Annotated in this window: 19 protein-coding genes, 2 tRNA genes and 1 riboswitch; of the genes, 11 read left to right on the top strand and 10 right to left on the bottom strand. The window is 60.2% G+C overall.

The features are described 5' to 3' along the window. Positions 1-198 precede the first annotated feature (198 nt). The 6 genes from LKD23_RS02890 (at position 199) to LKD23_RS02865 (ending at position 8,616) form a co-directional block, all read left to right on the top strand. Positions 199-2,226: a peptide ABC transporter substrate-binding protein gene (locus LKD23_RS02890; RefSeq protein WP_227620269.1), complete on the top strand. Its 2,028-nt coding sequence runs from the start codon at positions 199-201 to the stop codon at positions 2,224-2,226. A 429-nt stretch (positions 2,227-2,655) separates the two neighbouring features. Beyond that, on the top strand, positions 2,656-4,683 hold the full coding sequence (locus tag LKD23_RS02885) for an ABC transporter substrate-binding protein (protein WP_227620268.1): 2,028 nt from the start codon (positions 2,656-2,658) through the stop codon (positions 4,681-4,683). A 27-nt stretch (positions 4,684-4,710) separates the two neighbouring features. Continuing rightward, positions 4,711-5,661 carry an ABC transporter permease gene (locus LKD23_RS02880; RefSeq protein ID WP_227620303.1) on the top strand — a complete coding sequence of 317 codons (951 nt, stop codon included), beginning with the start codon at positions 4,711-4,713 and terminating at the stop codon, positions 5,659-5,661. After that, complete coding sequence (locus tag LKD23_RS02875) at positions 5,661-6,602, top strand: ABC transporter permease (RefSeq protein WP_227620267.1); 942 nt, start codon at positions 5,661-5,663, stop codon at positions 6,600-6,602. The genes LKD23_RS02880 and LKD23_RS02875 overlap by 1 nt, the downstream gene beginning before the upstream one ends. A gap of 24 nt (positions 6,603-6,626) precedes the next feature. Continuing rightward, positions 6,627-7,682, top strand: a complete 1,056-nt coding sequence (locus tag LKD23_RS02870; RefSeq protein ID WP_255668054.1) for an ABC transporter ATP-binding protein — start codon at positions 6,627-6,629, stop codon at positions 7,680-7,682. Then, complete coding sequence (locus LKD23_RS02865) at positions 7,675-8,616, top strand: ATP-binding cassette domain-containing protein (RefSeq protein ID WP_227620266.1); 942 nt, start codon at positions 7,675-7,677, stop codon at positions 8,614-8,616. The genes LKD23_RS02870 and LKD23_RS02865 overlap by 8 nt, the downstream gene beginning before the upstream one ends. Before the next feature lie 133 nt (positions 8,617-8,749). Here the strand turns inward: LKD23_RS02865 and LKD23_RS02860 are convergent, their stop codons facing one another. From LKD23_RS02860 to LKD23_RS02840, 5 genes are all read right to left on the bottom strand, one after another. Next, complete coding sequence (locus LKD23_RS02860; RefSeq protein ID WP_227620265.1) at positions 8,750-9,664, bottom strand: CinA family protein; 915 nt, start codon at positions 9,662-9,664, stop codon at positions 8,750-8,752. A gap of 17 nt (positions 9,665-9,681) precedes the next feature. After that, positions 9,682-11,007 (bottom strand): competence/damage-inducible protein A, encoded by a 1,326-nt coding sequence (locus LKD23_RS02855; RefSeq protein WP_227620264.1) that lies wholly within the window; start codon positions 11,005-11,007, stop codon positions 9,682-9,684. Positions 11,008-11,010: 3 nt separating this feature from the next. Continuing rightward, positions 11,011-12,210 (bottom strand): tRNA uracil 4-sulfurtransferase ThiI, encoded by a 1,200-nt coding sequence (thiI, locus tag LKD23_RS02850; RefSeq protein WP_227620263.1) that lies wholly within the window; start codon positions 12,208-12,210, stop codon positions 11,011-11,013. 157 nt (positions 12,211-12,367) lie between these two features. Continuing rightward, positions 12,368-13,519: a cysteine desulfurase family protein gene (locus LKD23_RS02845; RefSeq protein ID WP_227620262.1), complete on the bottom strand. Its 1,152-nt coding sequence runs from the start codon at positions 13,517-13,519 to the stop codon at positions 12,368-12,370. A 138-nt stretch (positions 13,520-13,657) separates the two neighbouring features. Then, positions 13,658-13,945: a hypothetical protein gene (locus tag LKD23_RS02840; protein WP_227620261.1), complete on the bottom strand. Its 288-nt coding sequence runs from the start codon at positions 13,943-13,945 to the stop codon at positions 13,658-13,660. A gap of 168 nt (positions 13,946-14,113) precedes the next feature. Here LKD23_RS02840 and LKD23_RS02835 point away from each other — a divergent pair, with 168 nt between their 5' ends. Then, positions 14,114-15,001 (top strand): GDSL-type esterase/lipase family protein, encoded by an 888-nt coding sequence (locus LKD23_RS02835; RefSeq protein WP_227620260.1) that lies wholly within the window; start codon positions 14,114-14,116, stop codon positions 14,999-15,001. 193 nt (positions 15,002-15,194) lie between these two features. On the opposite strand, the gene LKD23_RS02830 is transcribed toward LKD23_RS02835, so the two are convergent. Together LKD23_RS02830 and thiT are read right to left on the bottom strand one after the other, a co-directional pair. Continuing rightward, positions 15,195-15,270 (bottom strand) — tRNA-Ala (locus LKD23_RS02830). A gap of 139 nt (positions 15,271-15,409) precedes the next feature. Then, entirely contained in the window at positions 15,410-15,982 is a 573-nt protein-coding gene (thiT, locus tag LKD23_RS02825) for an energy-coupled thiamine transporter ThiT (RefSeq protein ID WP_227620259.1), read from the bottom strand. Positions 15,983-16,067: 85 nt separating this feature from the next. After that, positions 16,068-16,168, bottom strand: a riboswitch (TPP riboswitch). Between the two features lie 108 nt (positions 16,169-16,276). On the opposite strand from thiT, the gene LKD23_RS02820 reads away from it, so the two are divergent. Continuing rightward, positions 16,277-16,528, top strand: coding sequence for a sporulation transcriptional regulator SpoIIID (locus tag LKD23_RS02820; protein WP_015565655.1), 252 nt, complete (start codon positions 16,277-16,279; stop codon positions 16,526-16,528). Between the two features lie 35 nt (positions 16,529-16,563). Here LKD23_RS02820 and sigG read toward each other — a convergent pair whose 3' ends face one another. From sigG to LKD23_RS02805, 3 genes are all read right to left on the bottom strand, one after another. Continuing rightward, positions 16,564-17,331, bottom strand: coding sequence for an RNA polymerase sporulation sigma factor SigG (gene sigG, locus LKD23_RS02815; RefSeq protein WP_227620258.1), 768 nt, complete (start codon positions 17,329-17,331; stop codon positions 16,564-16,566). A gap of 322 nt (positions 17,332-17,653) precedes the next feature. Then, a complete protein-coding gene (locus tag LKD23_RS02810; RefSeq protein ID WP_227620257.1) occupies positions 17,654-18,373 on the bottom strand; it encodes a sigma-70 family RNA polymerase sigma factor in 720 nt (239 codons plus the stop codon). Between the two features lie 7 nt (positions 18,374-18,380). Then, positions 18,381-19,214: a sigma-E processing peptidase SpoIIGA gene (locus LKD23_RS02805; RefSeq protein ID WP_227620256.1), complete on the bottom strand. Its 834-nt coding sequence runs from the start codon at positions 19,212-19,214 to the stop codon at positions 18,381-18,383. 366 nt (positions 19,215-19,580) lie between these two features. Between LKD23_RS02805 and LKD23_RS02800 the strand changes: the two genes are divergently transcribed. From LKD23_RS02800 to LKD23_RS02790, 3 genes are all read left to right on the top strand, one after another. Next, positions 19,581-19,654 (top strand) — tRNA-Asn (locus tag LKD23_RS02800). Between the two features lie 643 nt (positions 19,655-20,297). Next, entirely contained in the window at positions 20,298-20,696 is a 399-nt protein-coding gene (locus LKD23_RS02795) for a hypothetical protein (RefSeq protein ID WP_227620255.1), read from the top strand. Positions 20,697-21,133: 437 nt separating this feature from the next. Then, positions 21,134-23,470 (top strand): peptidase domain-containing ABC transporter, encoded by a 2,337-nt coding sequence (locus LKD23_RS02790; RefSeq protein ID WP_227620254.1) that lies wholly within the window; start codon positions 21,134-21,136, stop codon positions 23,468-23,470. The last annotated feature ends 24 nt before the right edge of the window (positions 23,471-23,494 follow it).

Here is a 23,494-nt window from a genome sequence, read left to right as displayed (position 1 = left end):
CTTGACTTCCCGGCGATGGGATGATAGAATACTTGCAACCGATACGGATTCTGCAAAGGCGCAGAAACAGGTCATTAAAAATCTGTCTCTGCGCCCTTTTTGTACCCATTTTTACTCTGTGGGAGAGTAAACTGGCACTATCGGGATAGAGAAACGGAGCGCGCAGAGCCGTACCAGCAATTACAGGAGGGAAAGAATATGTACCACGATTTTGAGTCTCACGCCATCACCCGCCGCAGCTTCCTCAAGGGCGCAGGCGCTGTGGGCGCAGCCGGTCTGCTGGCCGCCTGCGGCGGCAGTTCCTCTTCCAGCACTGCTGCCAGCACCTCCTCTGCATCCTCCGGTGCAGCGGCCTCCGGCAAGGGCCTGAGCGAGCTGTTCACCTACGAGACCTCCGGCCGCGAGATCGAGAGCTGGAATATGCTCTACAGCCAGCAGGCCATCGACTTCAACGTCACCACCAACCTCATCGACGGCCTCATCGGCTTCGACAACTACGGCAAGCCCGTCCCCGCCATCGCCAAGAGCTGGGAGCACAACGAAGACTCCACCGTCTGGACCTTCCACCTGCGGGATGACGTGGACTGGGTGGACATCAACGGCGAGGTACAGGAGCATCTGACCAGCAAGGACTTCCTCACCGGCTTCGAGTGGGTGCTGAACGCTAAGAAGAATCAGGCCTCCAACACCTCCATGCCCTCCACCACCGTCGTGGGCGCAGCCGACTACTATGACAAGACCTATGCGATGGACGACGCAGCCGCCGCGGCCCTGACCTACGACGATATGATGGCCGCAGGCGTCGGCATCGACGCACCGGACGACTACACCGTCGTCTTTACCTGCCTGAACCCCTGCCCCTACTTCGACACCGTGGCTTCCTACGTCTGCTGCTACCCGGCCCCTCCGGCTCTGGTGGAGAAGCTGGGCGTCGAGGGCTTCCGCGGCGTGGACTACACCCAGCAGTGGTGCTGCGGCCCCTACCTCATCGAGGAATTTGTGGCCGACAACTCCAAGCGCTTCATCCCGAACCCCCACTATTATGCGGCAGACGAGTGCACCCGCTTCGAGCGCGTGTCCCTGAGCATGATCACCGACCTGACCGTGGGCTACCAGCTGTACCAGAACCGCGAGCTGGACGAGCTGGAGCTGAGCGAGAGCACCCTGACCACCATCACCTCCGACAGCTCCAACGCCTACAATGACCAGCTCTGCGAGAAGCGCCCCACCAAGTACGCCTACGACTTCCACTTCAACTTCAACTGCCTCAACTCCGACGGCACCCCCAACGAGAACTGGAACAAGGCCGTGGCCAACCGGGCGTTCCGCCGCTGCTTCCAAGAGGGTCTGAACCTCATCCCCTACTACGCACGCTTCAACAAGATCAACCCCCTCAAGTGCGAAAACAGCTTCTACACCATGAAGGGCGTCTGCTATAACTCCAAAGGCACCGACTACGTTGATCTGGTTGCCAAGGAGCTGGGCATCGACGGCGAGAAGTACGACGGCAAGACCATGATCCACCTGCGCAAGTCCACCGCCGACTCCATCGCCGCCCTCAAGAAGCAGGCCATGGACGAGCTTTCCGCCGTCGGCGTCACCTTCCCGGTGAAAGTCCCCTTCTTCTTCGTGGCCGGCAACACCGTCCAGCAGGACAACGCCACCGTCCTCAAGCAGTGCTTCACCGACAGCTTCGGCGACGACTTCATCCAGCTGGAGCTTGGCACCTACGTCTCCAGCCTCGCCAAGGAGGTCCGCATCCCCAAGCTCCACGGCTTCGTCATCAACGGCTGGGGCGCAGACTTCGGCGACCCCATCAACTTCGTGGGGCAGGAGATCCTGCATGACTCCAACGCCTACTATGCCGTCAACTACTCCAACATCCCCCTCGTGGCGGAGAACCCCGCCGATTACCAGAAGGAGCTGGTAGAGGAGTTCGAGCAGTTCACCGACCTCGTCAACGCCGCCAACGCCATCGTGGACGACACCGATGCCCGCTACGAGGCTTTCGCAAAGGCCGAGGCCTACATGATCAACAACTCGCTGGCCGTCCCCTGCTACTATGACGTCCACTGGTGCCTCACCCATGTCAACGAGTACACCAAGATCAACGCCATGTTCGGCCCCTGCAACTACAAGTACATCAACTGGGAGACCAGCGAGGACGCCTACACCACGGCCCAGTACGAGGAGTTCGCCAAGGCATTCGACGCAGCAAAAGCTTAACTTTTTCTGAACTTTTTCCCTGCCGGGATCTCCTGTCCCCGGCCTATATCCCACACAGCGGGAGCTGTTCTCATCTCGAGAACAGCTCCCGCTGTTTTGTTTTTTGGCCGCTTTGTCTTATTTTCGTCACCCTTCATTGCGGTAAAGTAAATTTATTTCATGTGTATACGGCGTATTCCTTTCTTTTAGAAGAAAAAGCGATTTCCATTCCATTGACAACCATTTATTTCGATGGTACAATATATGTCGTGTTAAGGATTTTACGGGAGGAGCACAGGCACAGACAGAGGGGTCTGTTTCTGCGCTCTTTTGTATTCTCTGGCAATACAGGGAGGGCAGATGATCTCGTAAAAGAGTGGGAAATCGGCAGGGCACTGTACCCTGCGCCATAGAGCCGAGACACGAAAGAATAATTGGGAGGAAAACACAATGAACGCAAATTTTGAGTCTCATTCCATCAGCCGCCGCAGCTTCCTCAAGGCTTCCGGCGTCGTGGGCGCTGCAAGCATCCTGGCCGCTTGCGGTGGTTCTTCCAGCAGCACTGCTGCCAGCACCTCCGGTGCCGCCTCCGGCGCAGCCGCACCCGCAGCCGACGCCATCACCGATTACGTCTCCTTCGAGACCTCTAACCGTGAGCTGGAGACTTGGAACTTCCTGTACAGCCAGTCCGCTTCCGACCTGAACGTCACCACCAACTGCTGGGACGGCCTGCTGAGCTTCGACTGCTACGGCAAGGCAGTGCCCGCCATCGCATCCAGCTGGGAGCACAACGAGGACTCCACCGTCTGGACCTTCCACCTGCGCGACAATGTCGATTGGTGCGACGTCAACGGCGAGGTCAAGTCTCACCTGACCTCCAAGGACTTCCTCGTGGGCTTCGAGTGGGTCCTGAACGCCCTCAAGAACGAGGCCTTCAACACCTCCATGCCCTCTGAGACCGTCGTGGGCGCTGCCGAGTACTACGACCTGACCAAGGACAAGGGCGACGCTGCTGCTGACATGACCTACGAGGATATGCTGGCTGCTGGTGTCGGCGTCGAGGCACCGGACGACTACACTCTGGTCTTCACCTGCAAGACCCCCTGCCCCTACTTCGACACTGTTGCAGCATACAACAGCTTCTACCCCGCCTCTGAGGACCTCATCAAGGAGCTGGGCATCGATGGCTTCCGCTCCTGCGATTACTCCACCATGTGGTACAATGGTCCGTACCTCATCGAGGAGTACATCCAGCAGAACACCAAGAGCTTCATCCCCAACCCCAACTACTACGCTGCAGACGACTGCACCCGTTTCGAGCATCACACCATCACCATGATCCCCGACCTGTCCTTGGGCCTGCAGCTGTACGAGAACGGCGAGGTCGATAACATCGACCTGACCGAGTCCAACCTGACCACCATCACTTCCGACCCCAACAACGAGCACAACAAGTTCCTGTGCGAGAAGCGCCCCACCAAGTACAGCTTCCAGATGCACCTGAACTTCCAGCGCAAGGATGAGAACGGCAATCTGGACGAGAACTGGAACAAGGCTGTTTCCAACCGCGCGTTCCGTCAGTGCTTCTACAAGGGCCTCAACCTCATCAACTACTACGCCCGCACCAACAAGATCAACCCCCTGAAGTGCGAGAACGACTACTACACCATGCCCGGCGTCTGCTACAACACCAAGGGTGAGGAGTACACCACTCTGGTCGCCAAGGAGATGGGCTTCGACACTGAGAAGTACGATGGCGAGACCATGATCCGCCACCGCGACAACGGCGGCGACATCGCTGACCTGAAGAAGCAGGCCATGGAAGAGCTGAGCGCCATCGGCGTCACCTTCCCCGTCCACTGCTACCACTACATCAAGAGCGGCGACACCAATGCTCTGGATACCGCCACCGTCCTGAAGCAGTGCTTCTCCGAGAGCTTCGGCGATGACTTCGTCGTGCTGGACATCGGCACCTACGTCTCTTCCCTCTACAAGGAAGTCCGTAACGTCCAGCTGCACTCCATCCTGCAGAACGGCTGGGGCGCTGACTTCGGTGACCCCGTCAACTTCCTGGGTCAGGAAGTCCTGAGCGACGACAACGCTTACTACGCTCAGACCACCTCCTGGATCGCAGCCGTCGAGGCCGACCCGAAGGATTACCAGAAGGACCTGCTGGCTGATTACCAGGAGTTCACTGATCTGGTCACCGAGGCAAAGGCTATCGTCACCGATACCGATGCACGCTATGCCGCATTCGCAAAGGCTGAGGCTTCCATGCTGAACAACGCACTGTGCATCCCCTGCCTGTACGAGGTGTTCTGGTGCCTGACCCATGTCAACGAGTACACCAAGATCAACGCCATGTACGGTCCCTGCAACTACAAGGCCGTCAACTGGGAGACCCGTCAGGGCGACGGCTACACCACCGAGGAGTACGAGGCTTTCTCCGCTGCTTTCGATGCAGCAACCAAAGCCTGATGATTATTTTATAAAGGTTTGGTTATCATGTTAAAATACACCGTCAAGCGGCTGGCTCAGTCGCTCGTCACGATCTTATTGATCGCAACCATCGTCTTTCTGCTGATGCGCTGCCTGCCTACGGACTACTACTTCACGGAAGAACAGCTCATGAAGTTTACCGAAGAGCAGAAGTACGCTGCACTGGAAGCCGCCGGTCTGACCGACCCCATCGGCACCCAGCTGCTGCACTTCTACAACGACCTGCTCCATCTGGACTTCGGCACGTCCCGCCGCATCCAGAACGGTGCCTCCGTCGTGAAGGTCATCGGCAAGAAGTTTGGCGTCTCCATGCGCCTCGGCCTGATCTCTGCCGGCATCTCGCTGGTGGTGGGCGTTCTGCTGGGCATCCTGCAGACCGCCTTCAAGGACAAGGTCTTTGACTGGATCGGCACTGCCTACACCGTTTTCGTCAACGCGGTGCCCTCTCTGGTCTCCTATTCGCTGGTGCTGGTGTTCGGCTCCAAATATCTGGGTTTCCCCACGCTGTACTCGACCCGCAACGTCGGCCCGTCCAGCGTGCTGCCCATCGTCTGCTTGTCGCTGGCTTCTATCGCAGGCTATGCCCTGTGGACCCGCCGCTACATGGTGGATGAGCTGACCCGCGACTATATCAAGCTGGCTCGCGTCAAGGGCCTCAGCTCCAGCGAGATCATGTTCAAGCACGTCCTGCGCAACGCCATGGTCCCCATGGTGCAGTATATCCCCCAGTCCATCCTGCTGACGGTGGGCGGCTCTCTGCTGATGGAGCGGTTCTTCTCCGTCCCCGGCATGGGCCCCCTGCTGACCGACGCCATCCAGCGCTATGACCTGAACGTCGTGCAGACGCTGGTCATCCTCTATGCTGTGCTGGGCATCGTGGGTGTTTTTATGGGCGACGTGCTGATGATGCTCGTTGACCCGCGCATTACTCTGACCGGAAAGGAGGCCGCACGCTGATGGCAAAAGCATCGGATTTTGAGGGCAAGAAGCAGGACGAACTGTTCTACTTCGTCGAGTACTCTCCGGAGGAAGCCGAGCGTGTCGGCTACTCCAACTACAGCTACTGGGGTTCTGTCGTCCAGAACTTCCTCAAGCACAAGGCTGCTGTCGTCTGCCTGTTCCTGTTCCTGTTCCTCGTGGTCTTCTCCTTCATCGCACTGGCCATCGGCAAGTACGATTATCAGACGCTGGTGACGGATTCCTCTCTGGCGTTCCAGAAGCCCAACGGTGAATACTGGTTCGGCACCGACAACCTCGGCCGCGACTACTGGTGTCAGGTGTGGTACGCCACGCAGGTGTCCATCCGTCTGGCCCTCATCGTCGCCGTGGGCGAGAGCATCCTCGGCGTCATCATCGGCCTGATCTGGGGCTATGTCCGTGAGCTGGACCGCTTCTTCACGGAGCTGTACAACCTCATCGACAATGTGCCCTACATCATCTACATGACCCTGATCGCACTGGTCGTCGGCCAGAGCTTCACCATCATGGCCGTCTCGATGATCGCCATCGGCTGGCTGGTCATGGCCCGCCGCGTCCGCAACATGGTGTTCATGTTCCGCGACCGCGAGTACAACCTCGCGTCCCGCTGCCTTGGCACCCCGCTGTGGCGCGTCCTGACCAAGAACATCCTGCCGTATCTGGTCTCCGTCATCATCCTGCGCATGGCGCTGAGCATCCCCGCCACCATCAACCTCGAGTCCACCCTGTCCTATCTGGGCATCGGTCTGGGCATCGAGACCCCGTCGCTGGGCCTCATCCTGAGCAAGGTGCGCGGCTTCTTCCTCGACTACCCCTACCTGCTGGTCTTCCCCGCATCCATCGTGTCCATCATCTCCATTTCCTTCTATATCATGGGCAACGCTTTCTCGGATGCTGCTGACCCGCGCAACCACGTTTAACAGATGGGAGAGAAAATCACAAAAATGGATAGACAACCGATCATCTCTGCCAAAGACGTGGAGATCACCTTTAGCCTGCGCGGCAAAAAGCTGAACGCGATCCGCAAGTGCTCGCTGGACCTGTACGACGGCGAGACACTGGCCATCGTGGGCGAGTCCGGCTCGGGCAAGTCCGTATTCACCAAGACCTTCGTGGGTATGCTGGATGTCAACGGTAAGATCACCGGCGGCTCCATCCTGTACGAGGGCCGCGACATGACCAAGTTCACCGAGAAGGACTGGCTGGGCGTGCGCGGCAAGAAGATCGCCATGGTCATGCAGGACCCGATGACCAGCCTGAACCCGCTGAAGAAAATCGGCAAGCAGATCCAGGAGAGCATCGAGCATCATCAGGGCCTGAAGGGCGAGGCCGCCAAGAAGGCCGCCATCGAGATGCTGGCCAAGGTCGGCATCCCCGACCCGGAGCGCCGCTACGAGCAGTATCCTCATGAGTTCTCCGGCGGTATGCGTCAGCGCGTGGTCATCGCCATCGCTGCTGCCTGCCGTCCGCAGGTGCTCATCTGCGACGAGCCGACCACCGCTCTGGACGTGACCATTCAGGCACAGATCCTGCAGCTCATCCGCGACCTGCAGAAAGAGCTGGGCATGTCGGTCATCTACATCACCCATGACTTGGGTGTTGTGGCCAACGTGGCCGACCGCGTGGCCGTCATGTACGCCGGCCAGATCGTCGAGTACGGCACCGTGGAAGAGATCTTCTACGATGCATGGCATCCCTACACTTGGGCGCTGCTGCAGGCTCTGCCTCAGCTGGGCACCAAGGGCGAGGCTCTGCCCACCATCGACGGCACGCCGCCGAACCTGTTCAATGAGATCAAGGGTGACGCATTTGCGCCCCGCAACAAGCACGCGCTGGCCATCGACTTCGTGGCAGAACCTCCGTTCTTTCAGGTGTCCGAGACCCACGCGGCAAAGACCTGGTATCTGGACCCGCGCGCTCCCAAGATCGAGCGTCCGCACTCCATCCAGAACCTGCGTGAAAAAATGGGAAAGATGGGAGGTTCCAACTTAAATGGCTGAACGCGAAAAGCTGATTGAGCTGAAAGACCTTCAGATCACCTTTGGCTCCGGCAAAAAGAAGTTCGTGGCCGTGGACCACGTCAATTTTGACATCTACAAGGGCGAGACCTTCTCGCTGGTCGGCGAGTCCGGCTCCGGCAAGACCACCATTGGCCGTGCCATCTGCCGCATCAACCCGACCTCGGGCGGCGACATCTTCTTCAAGGGCCAGAAGATCAACGGCAAGATCCCCAAGGAGCTGGACCGCGAGGTCATCCGCAAGGTGCAGATGATCTTTCAGGACCCCATGGCCTCTCTGAACGAGCGCGCCAAGGTCGAGTACATCGTGGCGGAGGGTCTGCTGAACCACCACCTGTACAAAGATCAGGATGACCTGCACGAAAAGGTCATGAACGCTCTGCACGAGGTCGGTCTGCTGCCGGAGTTTGCCTCCCGCTTCCCCCATGAGTTCTCGGGCGGCCAGCGCCAGCGCATCGGCATCGCCCGTGCGCTGGTCATGGAGCCGGAGTTCATCGTGGCCGACGAGCCGATCTCCGCACTGGACGTCTCCATCCGTGCACAGGTGCTGAACCTGCTGAACAGCATGAAGAAGTCCCGCGGTCTGACTTACCTGTTCATCGCGCACGACCTGTCGGTCGTCCGGTTCATCTCTGACCGCATCGCCGTCATCAGCAAGGGCCGCATCGTGGAGCTTGCAGAGGCTGAAGAGCTGTTCCTCCATCCCCTGCACCCCTACACCAAGGCTCTGCTGAGCGCCGTCCCCATCCCCGACCCGGGTCTGGAAAAGAAGAAGAAGCTTCTGGTCTACGACCCCTCCTGCCACGATTACAGCGTGGACAAGCCGGTCTGGGAAGAGATCGCAAACGGCCACTTCGTCTATGGCAACCAGAAGGAGCTGGAAGGCTACCGCAAGGAATACCAGAGCCAGCTCTAAGCACTGTCACTTGACTGTATTTTAACACAAATGCCCCGCCGCATTGGGAATCTCCCTTTTGCGGCGGGGTTTTGTGCTGTAGAAAAACGAGGCCGCCTCCCGACTCTGCGCCGGGAAGCGGCCTCCTTGTGTTTTATATCAGTCTTGCGCCGGGCTTCGGCTCGTGGGCCTGCCAGAGGGTGATCCACTCGGGCAGGTGCAGGGCCTTCAGCCGCTCCGGAAGGGCGGCAAGGTCGCCGCCGGTGAGATACCACCCACCGCCCAGAGCCGCCAGCGCCAGCAGCAAGAGCACCGCCAGCAGGACGCGGAGGGGGTGCTTCTTCTTTTGTGGCGGGGTTTCGGCGTGGTTCTGGGCGGCCTGTCCGGCGGGGAGGAAGCCTGTCCCCTCTGCCTGCGGCAGACCGGCGGCGGCGCGGCGTATCATGTCCAGCAGCCAAAGCGCGGCGTTGTCCGCTGCGGGGACCGTGCGGAGCCAGCAGCCCTTTTTCGCACTGAGCACCAGAACATGGTCGCTCTCCCGCTCCGCGCAGGCCACAGCCAGCTCTGTGCCCACGATGCGGCGGGCCGCCTGCGCCCGGGCAAGGGCCAGACGGACAGGTTCGGGCTTGTCCCCCTCCCCGCCGAGCTTGGCCCGGGCACGCTTTTCGATCTGGGGGCCGGTCTTGGCGTCGGCGTAGCTCATGGTGCCGAAGTCGTAGACCTTCTCCGCGCCGGACACCTTCTCGAGCCGGGCTTCCAGCAGAGCACCGGCGGCGGCATCGCCGCAGGCCAGCAGCCGGTCATGGGCTTCCAGCGCCTGCACGGCGGCAGCCGCCAGACTGGTATCCCCTGCCCCATACACATCTGCACCGAAGCTGCTGCGCAGGCTCTGGGCCGCTTTTTTCAGCCCAGAGGGCGTATCTGCATGGACAGCCAGCAGCGTCTCTGCGCCCCGGCACTTCCACTGGGCCTCTGCCCTCCACTGGGGCGCAAACCGCGCCACCGCAGCTGCCAGCCGTCCCTGCGGCGCACCGTACAGGCGCAGCACACAGCGGGTCTCCTCTGCCAAATCCCATCAACCCCTTATTATGATGTTTCCCGGACGAAAGCCCTGTCCAGCGCGGCCAGCGCCGCGTCGTCCGACTGCCGGGCGGCGGTGAGGGCCTGCGTCCCTTCGGGGACTTTGCCCTGCGCCAGTCGCAGACCCAGCTCCAGTGCCGCCTGTGCGGCCCGGGCACGCACCAGCGCACGGTCGGGCCGGGAGACGAAGAGCTTTTTGACATAGGCCACGCCATCCCGGGCAGCGCCGAGATAGACGGTGCCCACGGGGCGGACCTCATCGCCGCCGGTCGGGCCGGCCACGCCGGTGACGCTCAGGGCGATGTCGGCCCCCGAGGCCGCTGCCGCGCCCAGTGCCATCTGTGCCGCCACGGGAGCGGACACGACGTTGTATTTCCCGATGACCGCCGGGTCTACACCCACGAGTTTGGTCTTGGCCTGCTCCCAGTAGGTCACGAAGCCATAGCCGAACACCTCGCTGGAGCCGGACACGGAGGTCAGCCGCTGGGCGATGAGTCCGCCGGTGCAGCTCTCAGCGGTGGAGATGGTCAGCCCCTTTTCCTTCAGGGTATCCACCACCGTCTCTTCCAGCCCGGCCACATCCTCATCATACACCGCATCGCCCAGCGTATCATAGAACTTTTTGGCATATGCGCGGCACATTTTTTCGCCGTCCTCGTCGGAGCGGGCGCGGGCCGTGATCCGGATCTCGCACTCGCCGGTCTTGCAGTAGATGGCGGCGGTGGGATTCGGGTTTTCCAGCAGGTCACGGACTCTATACTCGATGTCGCTCTCGCCGCCCAGCACCCGGAGAGTGACGGAGTGGAGGGTGCAGTTCTGGCGCTCCATCAGCAGGGGGCGGACGCTCTCAGTCCACATGGCTTTCATCTCGTGGGGCACGCCGGGCATGAGGACAGCACAGCGGCCATCCTGCTCGAACCATGCACCGGGCGCAGTCCCATGGTTGTTGATGATCTTATGGCCCCTGACTGGCACCATCGCCTGCTTGCGGTTGTTGGGGGTCGTCTCACGGCCGGTGCGGGCAAAGTAGCCGGTGATCTTCTCCCACTCGGACGCATCGAAGACCAGCTCGTCGCCGAAGCAGGCGGCGACGGTCTCTTTGGTCAGGTCGTCCGCCGTGGGGCCGAGGCCGCCGGTGAAGACCAGCAGGTCGCAGCGGCTCTTGGCCTCGTTGACGAAGTCGGCCAGACGGTCATGGTTGTCGCCGATGGTGCTCTCCCGCTGGACGGTGATGCCCAAATCGGCCAGCTCCCGGCTGAGGTACTGCGCGTTGGTGTTGAGGATATTGCCGAGAAGAAGCTCGGTGCCCACACTGATGATCTCTGCTGTCATGGCTCAGCCCTCGAATTCCACGTTGTCGGTGATGCGCAGACGGATGCGCTCGGTGGCCTCGGCAGCTTCGGCTTCCAGCTGGGCCAGACCGGGCATCCCGGCCTCGGCCTCAAGGATCTCTTCCAGCTCGGGGCGGATCTTCGGGTGCGGCGGGGTGAAGATGGTGCAGCAGTCCTCGTAGGGCAGGATGCTCGTCTCAAAGGTATTGATGTGGCGGGCCGTCTCGACGATCTCAGTCTTGTCCATGCCGATCAGGGGGCGGAGGATAGGCAGGTCCTGCGCGGCATCGGTGCACTGCAGGGCCTTGACGGTCTGGCTGGCCACCTGTGCAAGGCTCTCGCCGGTGACGAGGGCCTCACAGCCCTGCTTCTTGGCGATGATGTTGGCAATGCGCATCATGCTGCGGCGCATCAGGACGGTGAAGAGGACGTCCGGAGCGTTGTCGCGGATGTACTCCTGCGGCTTGGTGTAGGGCACCACAAAGAGGTTGGTGCTGCCGGTATAGGGGGTGATCCGCTGGGCCAGCGCCTTGACTTTCAGTTTTGCACGCTCCGAAGTATACGGAGGGGACGCAAAATGGATGTGGTCGAGGCCGAGACCGCGCTTTGCCATCCGGTACGCCGCCACCGGGCTGTCGATGCCGCCGGAGAGCATATTGAGGGCGCGGCCGGAGGTGCCCACCGGCAGGCCGCCCTCACCCTGTATTTTCGGGCCGTGGATATACGCGCCGTAATCGCGGATCTCCACGATGACCTTGAACTGCGGGTTCTTGACGTCCACCCGCAGGTAGTTGTGCTTGCCCAGCAGGTAAGCGCCCAGCTCCCGCATCAGCTCAGGGCTGGTCATGGGGAAAGTCTTGTCCGAGCGGCGGGCCTCCACCTTGAAGGTCTTGATGCCATGGAGACTGTCGCCCAGATAGTCCTCGGCGGTCTGGCAGATGGTGTCAAAGTCCTTCTCGCAGACCACGGCGCGGCTGAGCGCGGCGAGACCGAACACCTTGCTCACCCGCTCAAAGGCGAGGTCCATGTCGATGTCGTCCTCCTCCGGCTCCATGTAGAAGGTGGACTGGGTGCAGTAGACGCGGAACCTGCCCACCGTCTTGAGGCGGTAGCGCAGGATCTTCATCATCGTCGATTCGAACTGGTTGCGGTTGAGGCCCTTCAGGGACATCTCGCCCTGATAGCCCATAATGACTTCTCGCATAGTAGTTACTCCTGATATTATGTTGTGCGTTCGTCGGTGTTCCGGGAGTTTCTCCGAGGACCGTCCGCTGGGGTGGGACCCTGTTGCCGAAGGCAATAGGGCGGGTGATGGAATGGCCCGATTCGTGTCCGAGGAGAAAGCTCCCGGAACGCGCCCCTTACTTTCTGATTCTCTGCAAATGCTTCATGCCGTCCTCAAAGCGCTCGAGGAAGGCATCCACATCCTCCGGGGTGTTGTCGGCACAGAAGGACACTCGGATGGCCGTATCAATGGCCAGCGGGTCACGGCCCATCGCCGCCAGCGTGTGGCTGGGCTGTCCCCTGCCGCAGGCGCTGGCCGACGAGACATAGATCTGCTTCTCCGACAGCCACGCCAGCATGGTCTCGCTCTTGATGCAGTTCTCACTGAAGTTCAGCACCTCAGGCACCGCCCCCGCCGGGCTGTTGATCTCCACCTCCGGGAAGATGGAAAGGCCGGCGCGCAGACGGTCGTTGAGGGCACGCATGGCCTTATCGCGGCTCCGGATGCTGCCCGCAAGGCGGGTGGCTGCTGCGGCGAGGCCCATCGCATAGGGCAGGTTCTCGGTGCCGGGGCGGAGGCCGCGCTCCTGCTCGCCGCCGAGGTAAGGCGGCTGGAACGCCTGCACCAGCCGGTCGCTCAGATAGAGGGCACCGACGCCCTTGGGCGCATGGATCTTGTGGCCGCTGACCGCCATCGTGTCGATGTTGTCCAGCTTGATGGGCACCCGCATCCACGCCTGCACCGCGTCCACATGGACGATGGTGCGGCTGTTGCGGCGCTTGACCTCCGCGGCCAGACGCTCCACATCGTTGCGGGTGCCGATCTCGTTGTTGACCATCATGCAGGCCACGAGGATGGTGTTCTTGTCCACCGCTTCCAGCATCCTGCCCATGTCCAGCGTGCCGTCAGGCTGCGGGGCCACCACGGTGACGTGATAGCCCTGCGCGGCCAGACGCTCCAGCGGGCGCTGGACGCTGGGGTGCTCGAAGCCCGACACCACGATGCCCTTGCCGAAGGTGCGGGTCTGGGCCGCGCCCAGAAGAGCCAGATTGTTGCCCTCGCTGCCGCAGGAGGTGAAGTACAGCTCCTTCGACTTGCAGCCCAGCGTGCGGGCCACAGCGGCGCGGGCCGCGTTCAGGGCCTCTTCGCTCCGCGCTCCCGGGGCGTAGAGGCTGGACGGATTGGCCCAGTGCTCCCGCATGGCCTTGTCTATCACGTCTGCCACCTCGGGAGCGACGATGGTGGTGGCGGCGTTGTCCAGATAATGCAGTTCTGGATTTTGCAGCATAATTTCATTCCTGCCTTTTGTGCATAAAATATCAGATTAAGTATACCACAAAGTTCCGCAGAACGCAAAATATTCGTGCAGCAAAAAAGGGGCCGCCCCCTTGCGGGGCAGCCCCTTTCAGCAGCTTGCGATTTGGGTTCAGACGTTCTCGTTTGCCTTCTGCAGCCAGATGCTGCCGATGTCCAGCGCATTGTACAGGCCGTTCTTGGTGGTCTGACGGGCCACGCGGGCCTCACGGGGCTTGGATTCATCGGTAGAGAGCAGCTGCAGATGGACCTTGTCTGCCACATCCACGCCGCCCACCGTCTTGGTGGACTGGATCTGCAGATAAAGCACATACGGGTCGGTCATACAGCCATAATACAGCTCATTGTCCTTGCGGACGAGGGGCTTGCCTTTATAAGTCAATTTCGGAGTAAATGGCATCGTGAAAGCCTCCCTATCATATTTGATTCACTTTAGTATATCATATTTAGAATAGGAAACGCAAGGGCAGGCCCCCTGAATATGGGAATTTTTCCTCACGGGTTGCACGGGCCGGAGCGGTGCTGTATAATAGGGGTGAAAGCTATCGTTCCGCCACAGGAGGACATTATGGCAGATTATCAGGAATATCGCCGCCGCATCCTTCACCGGCGCTGGCGCAGGGTGTTCATCACCGCCGCGCTGCTCATCCTTTTGGTGCTTCTGGCCGCTGTGGGCATCCTCTGGAAGCGTCTCCACCGTGAGCCGTCCCCCAATGCCGCCCAGCAAGGCCCCACCATCCTGCAGCAGGAGCTGACCGGCAGCGAGTGGAACACCATCAGCTACACTCCGGCCCGCCGCCTCAACGTCCAGACCCTCGACAACGGCATGACCGCGATGGATTTCCGCCTTGCAGCCCAGACCGCCAGCCCCGCCGTGGAGCGGAGCAGCTTTTCGGACGTCAGCTTCTTGGGCGACAGCCTGACGCAGGGGATGCAGATGTACGACACCGGCCTGCCCAACGCCCATTTCTGCGCCTACAAGGGTGTCGGCCCCAACGCCGTTGTCAACAACACCACCTGCCGCCGGGCCGACGGCGAAAAGGAGATCCCGATGGAGGCGCTGGCCTCCCAGCAGCCCCGGGCGCTCTACATCCTGCTGGGCACCAATGTGCTCACCGCCGACAACGACTATTCCAGCTTCCTCACCTACTACCGGCTGATGCTGGACATGATCTCGCAGGCGCTGCCCAACACGAAGATCTACGTCCAGTCCATCACCCCCGTCCGGCCCGAAGTGAGCCAGAAGTCCCCCGGCCTCTACAAACAGCGCCTGTGTGAGATCAACGACGCCCTCTCGGCCATCGCACTGGAAAAGGGCTGCACCTTCCTGAACCTCTGGGAGGCGCTGGCCGACGAGAACGGCGACCTGATCGCCGAATACGCCCAGCCGGACGGTTACCATCTGCTGCCCGCCGGGTATGACGCATGGGTGGAGTACCTCTGCACCCACACCTGACCGAACCATAAACATAAATGAGAGATGCTGCCCCCAGAGCTTTCCGAGGCTTTGCTTTGCCCGGTCTGCTCCGGGGCAGCATATTTTTTTCGGGGTGTCACTGGGCCGAAAACACTGCAGGCAAAGCAATGCAGTCCCCATCGGCTTCAGCAAAAAGAAAAGCACCGTACTTCCTGCGAAGTACAGTGCTTTTTGGTGGAGAATAGCGGGATCGAACCGCTGACCTCTTGCATGCCATGCAAGCGCTCTCCCAGCTGAGCTAATCCCCCAGAGCTGGTGTGTCGTCCCTGACGACGTGGTTTATTATACCAGTCAAAAGAGCAGTTGTCAACATCTTTTTTCAAAATCGTGCAAAAAAATCCCGCCGGGGCTTTTCAGGCTCCGGCGGGACTCTTATTCTGGTATCATTCAGGCCTTAGCGTACTGGCGGTCGAAGATCTGGGGGGCCGCCTTGATGAGCAGCACAGCACCCACCACGGTCAGGAGAGTCTCCGGCAGCATGTAGCTGGCATTGTACCCGAGGCTGTAGGTCCATGCGCTCAGGCCCTCATTCAGGTTGCCCCAGACGAGGACGCCGGACAAAAAGCTGCACATAAAGCGCAGGAAGCCTGCAACAGCCGTACCGACGGCCACGCCGACCATCCGGTTCTTGAAGGGGCGGGCAAAGAACTCTGCCGTGCCCAGAGCCATGAACGCCACCAGATAGTCCAGCAGGATCTCGCCGAGGAAGTAGAGGAAGGTGGGCGTTGGGGGTGCCCAAAAGCCCAGAAGCATCTGCAGGCAGCCGTTCACCAGACCGGTGAACAGACCCCACTTGACGCCGTGGCGGAAGGAGACGAGCACAAAGGGCAGCATACTCAGCAGAGTGACGCTGCCGCCGTTGGGCATGGTGAAAATTTTGATGTTGGACAGCACGGTGCCGATGGCGATCATCAGCGCGCACTCCACCAGCACCCGGGTCTTGGAGTAAGATTTCGACATAAGGATTCCTCTTCTCATAACAATAGTACACAAAAACAAAATGCGCCTGCTTTTCTGGCAGGCGCACGGGCTGTTTGTGAAAATCGGGACCTTTCCGCAAACTACCTACGCCGGCATTACCCGGATCAGGTTCAAGGGTCTCTGCCCACAGCAGATCTCAGCCTCACGGCGCCCCTGTTTTCATGTCCGCTTTCAGTATAGCCGCTCTGCGTCAAAAGTCAAGCCCCCGGCAGCATATCGAGCCAGCCGGACACATATTCTGGAACAAGCACATTTTGGCGGGAGGGAGCAGTCATGAAAGGTGATCCGGAACAGAGGGCGCTGCTGCTGGGAGAGTACATCGTGGAGCATGGAGCCACCGTGCGGGCGGCGGCGCGGGCCTTCGGGTGCAGCAAATCCACCGTCCACAAGGACGTGTCGGTGCGGCTGCGGACGGTAGGGCCGGAGCTGTTCCGGCAGGTGCAGATGGTGCTGGCCCGGAACAAAGCCGAGCGCCACCTGCGGGGTGGCGCGGCCACCCGGGAGAAATACCACAAGCCCCGATAACAAGAGCGGCGGTGCACTGTGTACCGCCGCTTTTGTCATGTCTGCTGGTGGAACTGCTCCAGTGCCGCCTTTTCCAGACGGCTCACCTGCGCCTGACTGATGCCGATCTCCTGCGCCACCTCCATCTGCGTCTTACCCTTGAGATACCGCAGCTCCATGATACGCTTCTCCCGCGGGGTGAGGCCCGCCACAGTCTGGCGGAACTGCAGCCCGCTGATCCAGCTGTCCTCGCCGTCGGGGTCGCGCACCTGATCGATGACGTAGACGGCATCCCCGCCGTCGGCGTAGACCGGCTCCTCGAGGCTCAACGGCTCCACCACCGATTCCAGCGCCGCCGACACCTCCCGGCGGGGCAGGCCGGTCTTCTGGGCGATCTCCTCCACGGTCGGCTCACGGCCCAGCTGCTTTTCCAGCTCCTCGCGGGACTGCATGGCCCGGTAGGCCGTGTCCCGGAGGCTGCGGCTCACCCGCAGGGCGTTGTTGTCCCGCAGGAATCGCCGTATCTCGCCGATGATCATCGGCACACCGTAGGTGGAGAACCGCACCTGCTGGGCCGGGTCGAAGTTGTCGATGGCCTTGATGAGGCCGATGCACCCCACCTGAAAGAGGTCGTCCATATTCTCGCCCCGCTGCGAAAAGCGCTGCACGACGCTGAGCACCAGCCGCAGGTTGCCCTCGATCATGCTTTGACGAGCCGCCTTGTCCCCTGCCCGCGCCCGGGTGAGCAGATCGCGCTTCTCCTGCTCGGACAGGATCGGCAGCTCGGCGGTGTTCACACCGCACAGTTCCACCTTGTTGTACATCCTCTCTAGCCTCCGGTGTCTTAGTTTCACCGGAAGTATGGCCGCAGGGGCGGGGCGGCATTCATTCCAAATTTAGGAGGATAACCTCTCCGTCAGCGCTGACGCGCTGCCACCTCTCCTACCGAGGAGAGGCCTTGGCATACCGGAAAGTTTTCCCTCTTCGCCAGAGGCTCCCCTCGGTAGGGGCAACAACGACGACCGCTGCCAGTGGCAGAAACAGGGAGTCGTTGTTGGGGCAGCGGCCAGCAGGATGCAAGCGACAGCGAAGCAGACGCTGAGAGCCGCAACCCGGCCTTGTCGAGCGAATGCGAGACTGAGAGGTTTACTCCCCCAGCTGTTCCCTCAGCTGCCGTATGATGCGCTTTTCCAGCCGGGAGATGTAGCTCTGGCTGATGCCGATGGCATCGGCCACCTCCTTCTGGGTCCGCTCCACGCCGTCCAGCAGGCCGAAGCGCAGCTCCATGATCTGCCGCTCCCGGGGCGAGAGCTGCTCCACCGAGCGGCGGAGGCTGGCCCGCTCGGCGTCCTGCTCAAGGCGCTGGCCCACCTGATTCTCCTCGCTGCTCAGCACGTCCGACAGCAGCAGCTCGTTGCCGTCGCCGTCGATGTTCAGCGGCTCGTCGATGCTGGCCTCCTGCCGACGGTTGGAGCTTTTGCGCAGGTACATCAGGATCTCGTTGCCGATGCAGCGGCTGGCGTAGGTGGCCAGCTTGATGCTCCGCTCCGGGGTGAAGGTGTTCACGGCCTTGATGAGGCCGATCGTCCCGATGGACACCATATCCTCCGAGGGGACGCCGCTGCCCTCATACTTCTTGGCAAGGTAGACCACCAGCCGCAGATTGTGGGTGATCAGCGCATCCCGGGCGGCGGGGTCGCCGTCGGCCATCCGGGCCAGAAGGGCTTTTTCCTCCTCCGGGGTCAGGGGCGGGGGCAGCCCCGGCCCGCCGCTGAGGTAGTGCGCGCCGCCCGTCCAGCTGAGTCTGGCCCAAAGGCCCTGCAAAAACTTTACAAATCGTTGAAACACAGGCAGATTTCCTCCCATCGTATCCTCATTTCCCCAACAGCGACGCCATCTCCGCGCTGACGAGGGCCGTCCAGCCGCCCTGCGGGGGCGGCGTATCGCAGAAGGCCGCATAGATGCCCTCCTGCGTCCTGCCGCCGCAGGAAAGCGCAGCGGGCAGGGCGGGCAGCAGACAGTGGCCCGCGACGGTCTGGCAGGGCACGAACCGCACGCCCCATTCCGGCCTCGGCTCTCCCCCGCCGCCCGCGAGGCAGCGTTCCAGATAGGTTTGCAGCGCCTCGGGCAGACGCACCGCCCCCAGCCGCACCAACACCACGGCCCGGCCCGAAAGCGGCTCCTGTACGTGGAAACCGGTGTCGCAGAGGGCTTTCAGCTCCACGCTCTGCCCCGCCACACGGAGCCGGGCCTCGAAGCAGGCCGAGCCACTGCGTCCCAGAAGGTGCATCACCCCCTGCACCCCGCCGCAGACCCCCGCCGTGGACGCCAGCAGCAGCCCCGGCGACACCGGCAGGTAGAAGCTGAGGTTGTTGCAGGCCGCGCCGGGCAGGAACAGCGCCCCCGTAAGGGTCAGGTTGAGCAGGATGAACCATGCCGTCAGCCGGGCGGTGTTCCGCACGCCCTGCCAGCCGTAGGCCGCAGCCACGCAGAGGGCGGCAGTCGTACCTTTATAAGTAAGGGCCAGCGGCCACGGCGCGGTGGGGGCCAAAAGGACCAGCGACGACACCGCCGCCGTCCCCGCGCCGCCCACCAGCCGCAGCGGCGAACAGCACGCCCCGCACAGCAGCCCCGCCGCCAGCAGGAACGCCGCCCCCACCACGAAATTCACCAAAAGCAGCACGTCCAGATAGATGACCGTCCGCACAAGCCCCACCCCCCTCTCTCTATGGTAGCAGAGCGGGAGGGGGAAAAGAGTCGGGAGGGGGGACAAAGCCTCTCCCTTTGGGAGAGGTGTCACCGCAGGTGACGGAGAGGGCAAGCCCATGGCGATAGAGCTGCAGGCACAGCGATAGGCAGGCTCTTTGTCAGAGGGATGTTATCACCGCGCAGCAGTTTCGCTGTGAGCGTCCTTGCCCTCTCAGGCGCTTCGCGCCAGCTCTCCCAAGGGGAGAGCCTTACAGGAGCACTACAAAACCAATAAGTGTGCAAAAAATCACAAAAACCCCTTGCAAACTCTCCCGAGATGCGGTATAATACTTCTCGCGGCAAGGCCGCAGAGAAATGAATATCTGCCTCTTTAGCTCAGTCGGTTAGAGCACCTGACTGTTAATCAGGGTGTCGCCTGTTCGAGTCAGGCAAGAGGCGCTTTTGCGGCGGGGAGCTTTCCCTGCCGCTTTTTGTTTGCCAGCCCGTCAAGCTCGTTCTCTTAGGGCAGCTCTTCCTTTGTCCAACCTCTCAGTCTCGCATTTGCTCGCCAGCTCCCCTAGTAGGGGAGCCTCTGGCGAAGAGGCAAAGCTTTCCGGTATGCCAAGGCCTCCCCTCGGTAGGGGAGGTGGCATTGCGAAGCAATGACGGAGAGGTTTCCCTCTCTCGTGTAACCAAACTGTAGCCTTTTTCACATTATTTTCAAAAATTAAGGGTAAATTAAAAAAAGTCCTCTTGAAGAAATGGCGTATTTGTGTTACACTACATCCAAGCTGTAATGGATTTTTTGGAGATTCTGGCGTTTTTGCCCCAGCCGAGCGGCTGTGAGGGGCAGGCGGCAGCGTACTTTCCATGCATTTTTTCTACTTTTTCCCTGTTTTGGCTGTTTTCTTGGCCGTTTGGCCTTGTGGCAGATGGGGAAGTATGGTAAAATGTAGTAGAGGTGTCTCCAAAAAAGGCACTACAGCCCACTTAACTCGTGATGTTGCCGAGTGCGCACTCGGTTACATAGGTTTTCCCGGTTGCGCAACCGGGAGGAGACCGATCATATTCGTTTTTTTTCATTTGAAGGGAGTAATTCATTATGATGATGCCTGCAAACTTCTCTGCTGTCAATGCAGAGGTCGTCTACGGCGGCGCTGTGGCTGATTACCTGCCCAACGCTTGGACTGCTGAGAGCGTGAAGCGTTTCAACAGCAATGTTATCACCCTGATCAGCAACAGCTTCACCGGTATGCTGCTGAATGCTACTCTGGGCACCATGTTCGGTGGCAACTGGGGCGAGGACAAGATCTTCGGCGACGACGGTGCCCTCTCCGCTCTGTACAAGGTCGGCCATGTTGCTACTGGTGACGACCAGAACTTCGGCAACAAGATCATGACCACTCTGGGTCTGGCTTCTGTTGTCTACACTCTGGGCATGAAGGATGCTGCTGTCCTGACTGTCAAGAAGGTTGCTAAGATTGATGGCACTGTCCTCTAATTCTTTTAGCATTCTAAGCAATCTGTAAAAAAAGCGCGGCGGACTTTCGCGGTTCGCCGCGCTTTTGTGCATTTCTTTTGTTACCAAACTGAGAATTTTTTCACATTTTTTTCAAAAATTAAGGGTTTATTAAAAATTGTCCTCTTGAACAAGCCGACAGAATGTGTTATACTATGCCCAAGGTTCAGGAGATGATACGTCAAAATACCCTCTCCGGGCCGACCAAAATGATCAAAGGGTAGGCGCTCCCTTCTTTTGATAGCAGCTGCTCTCTGCTCCGCTTGGCCGCAGGGCGGGGCGAGGCAGAGAGCTGTATGCTGCTTTTATCAAGAAGTGTGTAAGGCGCAGCAGTCAGAAGCCCTTTCTTCTTCGCCAAACCGTCCGTCCGCCAGCTGGCGCAGGGGCGTTTTGAGATAGAAACCAAAAAGGAAGCATCTATGCGTTATACCTACGTCCGGCAGCACGACACTACCGACTGCGCTGCCGCCTGTCTCGCAATGGTGTGCCTCCATTACAAAAAGGAGATCACCATCACCCGCCTGCGGGACATGATGGGTACGGACCTGAAAGGCACAAACCTGACCGGTCTGCAGAAGGCCGCGGAGGAGCTGGGGTTCAGCACCGCCGCCGTCCGCGTAGACCGCGAAAATTTCCTCAGTGAGTTTTCCGTCCCCTGCATCGCGCAGGTCATCACCGACGAGGGCCTCGCCCACTTCGTGACCGTCTTCAAAAAGACGACCATCAAGGACGACGGCGAGCGTCGGCGGCACGTCCTCAAGGAAGAGGAAGCACGAAAAAAATGCGCCGACGAGGGGAAGAAGTTCAAGTGTCGGGATTACGTCATCATCGGCGACCCGGCAAAAGAGCTGAAGAAGATCTCCCTCGATGAGTTCTACAAGAACTTTACCGGCGTCCTGCTCCTGCTGACCCCCACCTCGGAGTTCAAGGCAGGCAAGCAGGAGCATGGCAGTATGGTCAAGCGTTTCCTCGACCTGCTGCTTCCCCAGAAAAAGCTATTCTTCTACGCCATCCTCAGCTCGGTCATCATGACAGTTCTGGGAATCGCATCCTCGATGTTCAACAAGATATTGATGGATGAGATCCTCCCCTACGGTCTGAAGAGCCTGCTGATTTCGATGATTCTGGTGTTCAGCCTAGTCAGCGTCACCAGCGCCCTTATCAGCATGGTGCGGCAGTGGGTGCTCATCTATCTGTCCATCAAGATCGACATCCCGCTGATGCTGGGCTACTTCGGGCACGTCTTCAAGCTGCCCATGAAGTTCTTCGCCACCCGCAAGACCGGCGAAATTACGACCCGCTACTCCGACGCCAGCACCATCAAATCGGTGTTCACCAGCATCGCGCTGAGCGTTGCGATGGACATTGTGATGGCCTGCGTCACCGGCGTCATCCTCTTCCGGATGAATGCCACCCTTTTCTCCATCTCCATCTTCACTACCCTGTTGAGCATCCTGCTCGTCTTCATCTTCAAGCAGCCCTTCAAGCGGATCAACGAAGAGACGATGCAGCAGTCGGCCATCCTGAACAGCCAGATGATCGAAAGTCTGCGCGGCATCGAGACGGTCAAGTGCAATGCAGAGGAAGACCGGGAGCTGGAGGCTTTGGAGCGGGAGTACATCAAGAGCCTGAAGATAAGCCTGCGCTCCAGCAAGATCAGCACGGTGCAGTCCCTTATCTCCACCCTCATCACCACCATCCTCGGCATGGTAACGTCCTACGTCGGTATCATGCAGGTGCTGAATGGTGAGATGACGCTGGGCGGTTATATGGCGTTCAGCACCCTTTCCTCTTACTTTACTTCTCCGGTCAGCGAGCTGGTCGGCCTGCAGATGTCCATCCAGCAGGCACAGATCTCCATCAAGCGTCTGACCGAGATCATGGATTACGAGTCCGAGCAGGACGAGACCCGGGAATACACCGAGATGGAAAAGATCGACGGTGATATTGAATTCAGGGATGTCTCCTTCCGCTACGGCAGCCGTTCCCCGGCCCTGAGCCACGTCTCCTTCACCATCCCCTATGGCAAGAAGGTGGCCCTCGTGGGCAGCAGCGGCAGCGGCAAATCCACCATCACCAAGCTCCTGCTCAAGTATTATGAGCCGGAGGAGGGTTCCATCAGCGTGGGCGGTGTCCCGCTGGACGAGTACAGCAATGCCTCTGTCCGCCGCGCTATCGCCTATGTCCCCCAGAACGTCGAGCTGTTCAGCAAGACCATCTACGACAACATCCGCATTTCCCGACCGGAGGCCAGCCTCGATGAGGTCAAGGCCGCTGCCAAAAAGGCAGATGCCCACGAGTTCATCCGGAAGCTGCCGCTGCAGTACAATACCTACCTCGAGGAAGCCGGCAACGGCCTCTCGGGCGGCGAGAAGCAGCGTCTGGCTCTGGCCCGGGCCTTCCTGAAGGATGCGAACCTCTATATTTTGGACGAATCCACCAGCAGTCTGGACTTTGGCACAGAGAATACCATCTTTGATATGATCTACAACCAGCTTGCAGACCGCTCGATGCTGATCGTCGCCCACCGCCTCTCGACCATCCGGGATTGTGACCTCATCTTGGTCATGGATCACGGCGAGATCGTGGAGCGGGGCACCCACGAAGAGCTGCTGGCAAAGCAGGGCAAGTACTACGAGCTTTGGAGCCTGCAGCAGGGCATTTTCCGCAACAAGAAAAAAGCGGAGCAGCCCGCACCTGCCGCCGCCGCGAAAGTGGTGGAGGACGAGGACGATGGCGAGTCCATCACCTACTAATTCGTTGCAGCCGCGTGCGCACGC

The sequence above is a fragment of the Faecalibacterium butyricigenerans genome, assembly GCF_020687345.1.
Lineage (GTDB): Bacteria > Bacillota > Clostridia > Oscillospirales > Ruminococcaceae > Faecalibacterium > Faecalibacterium butyricigenerans.
Note: the sequence above shows the minus strand (reverse complement) of the source record. Positions and strands in the feature narration are given on the sequence as shown.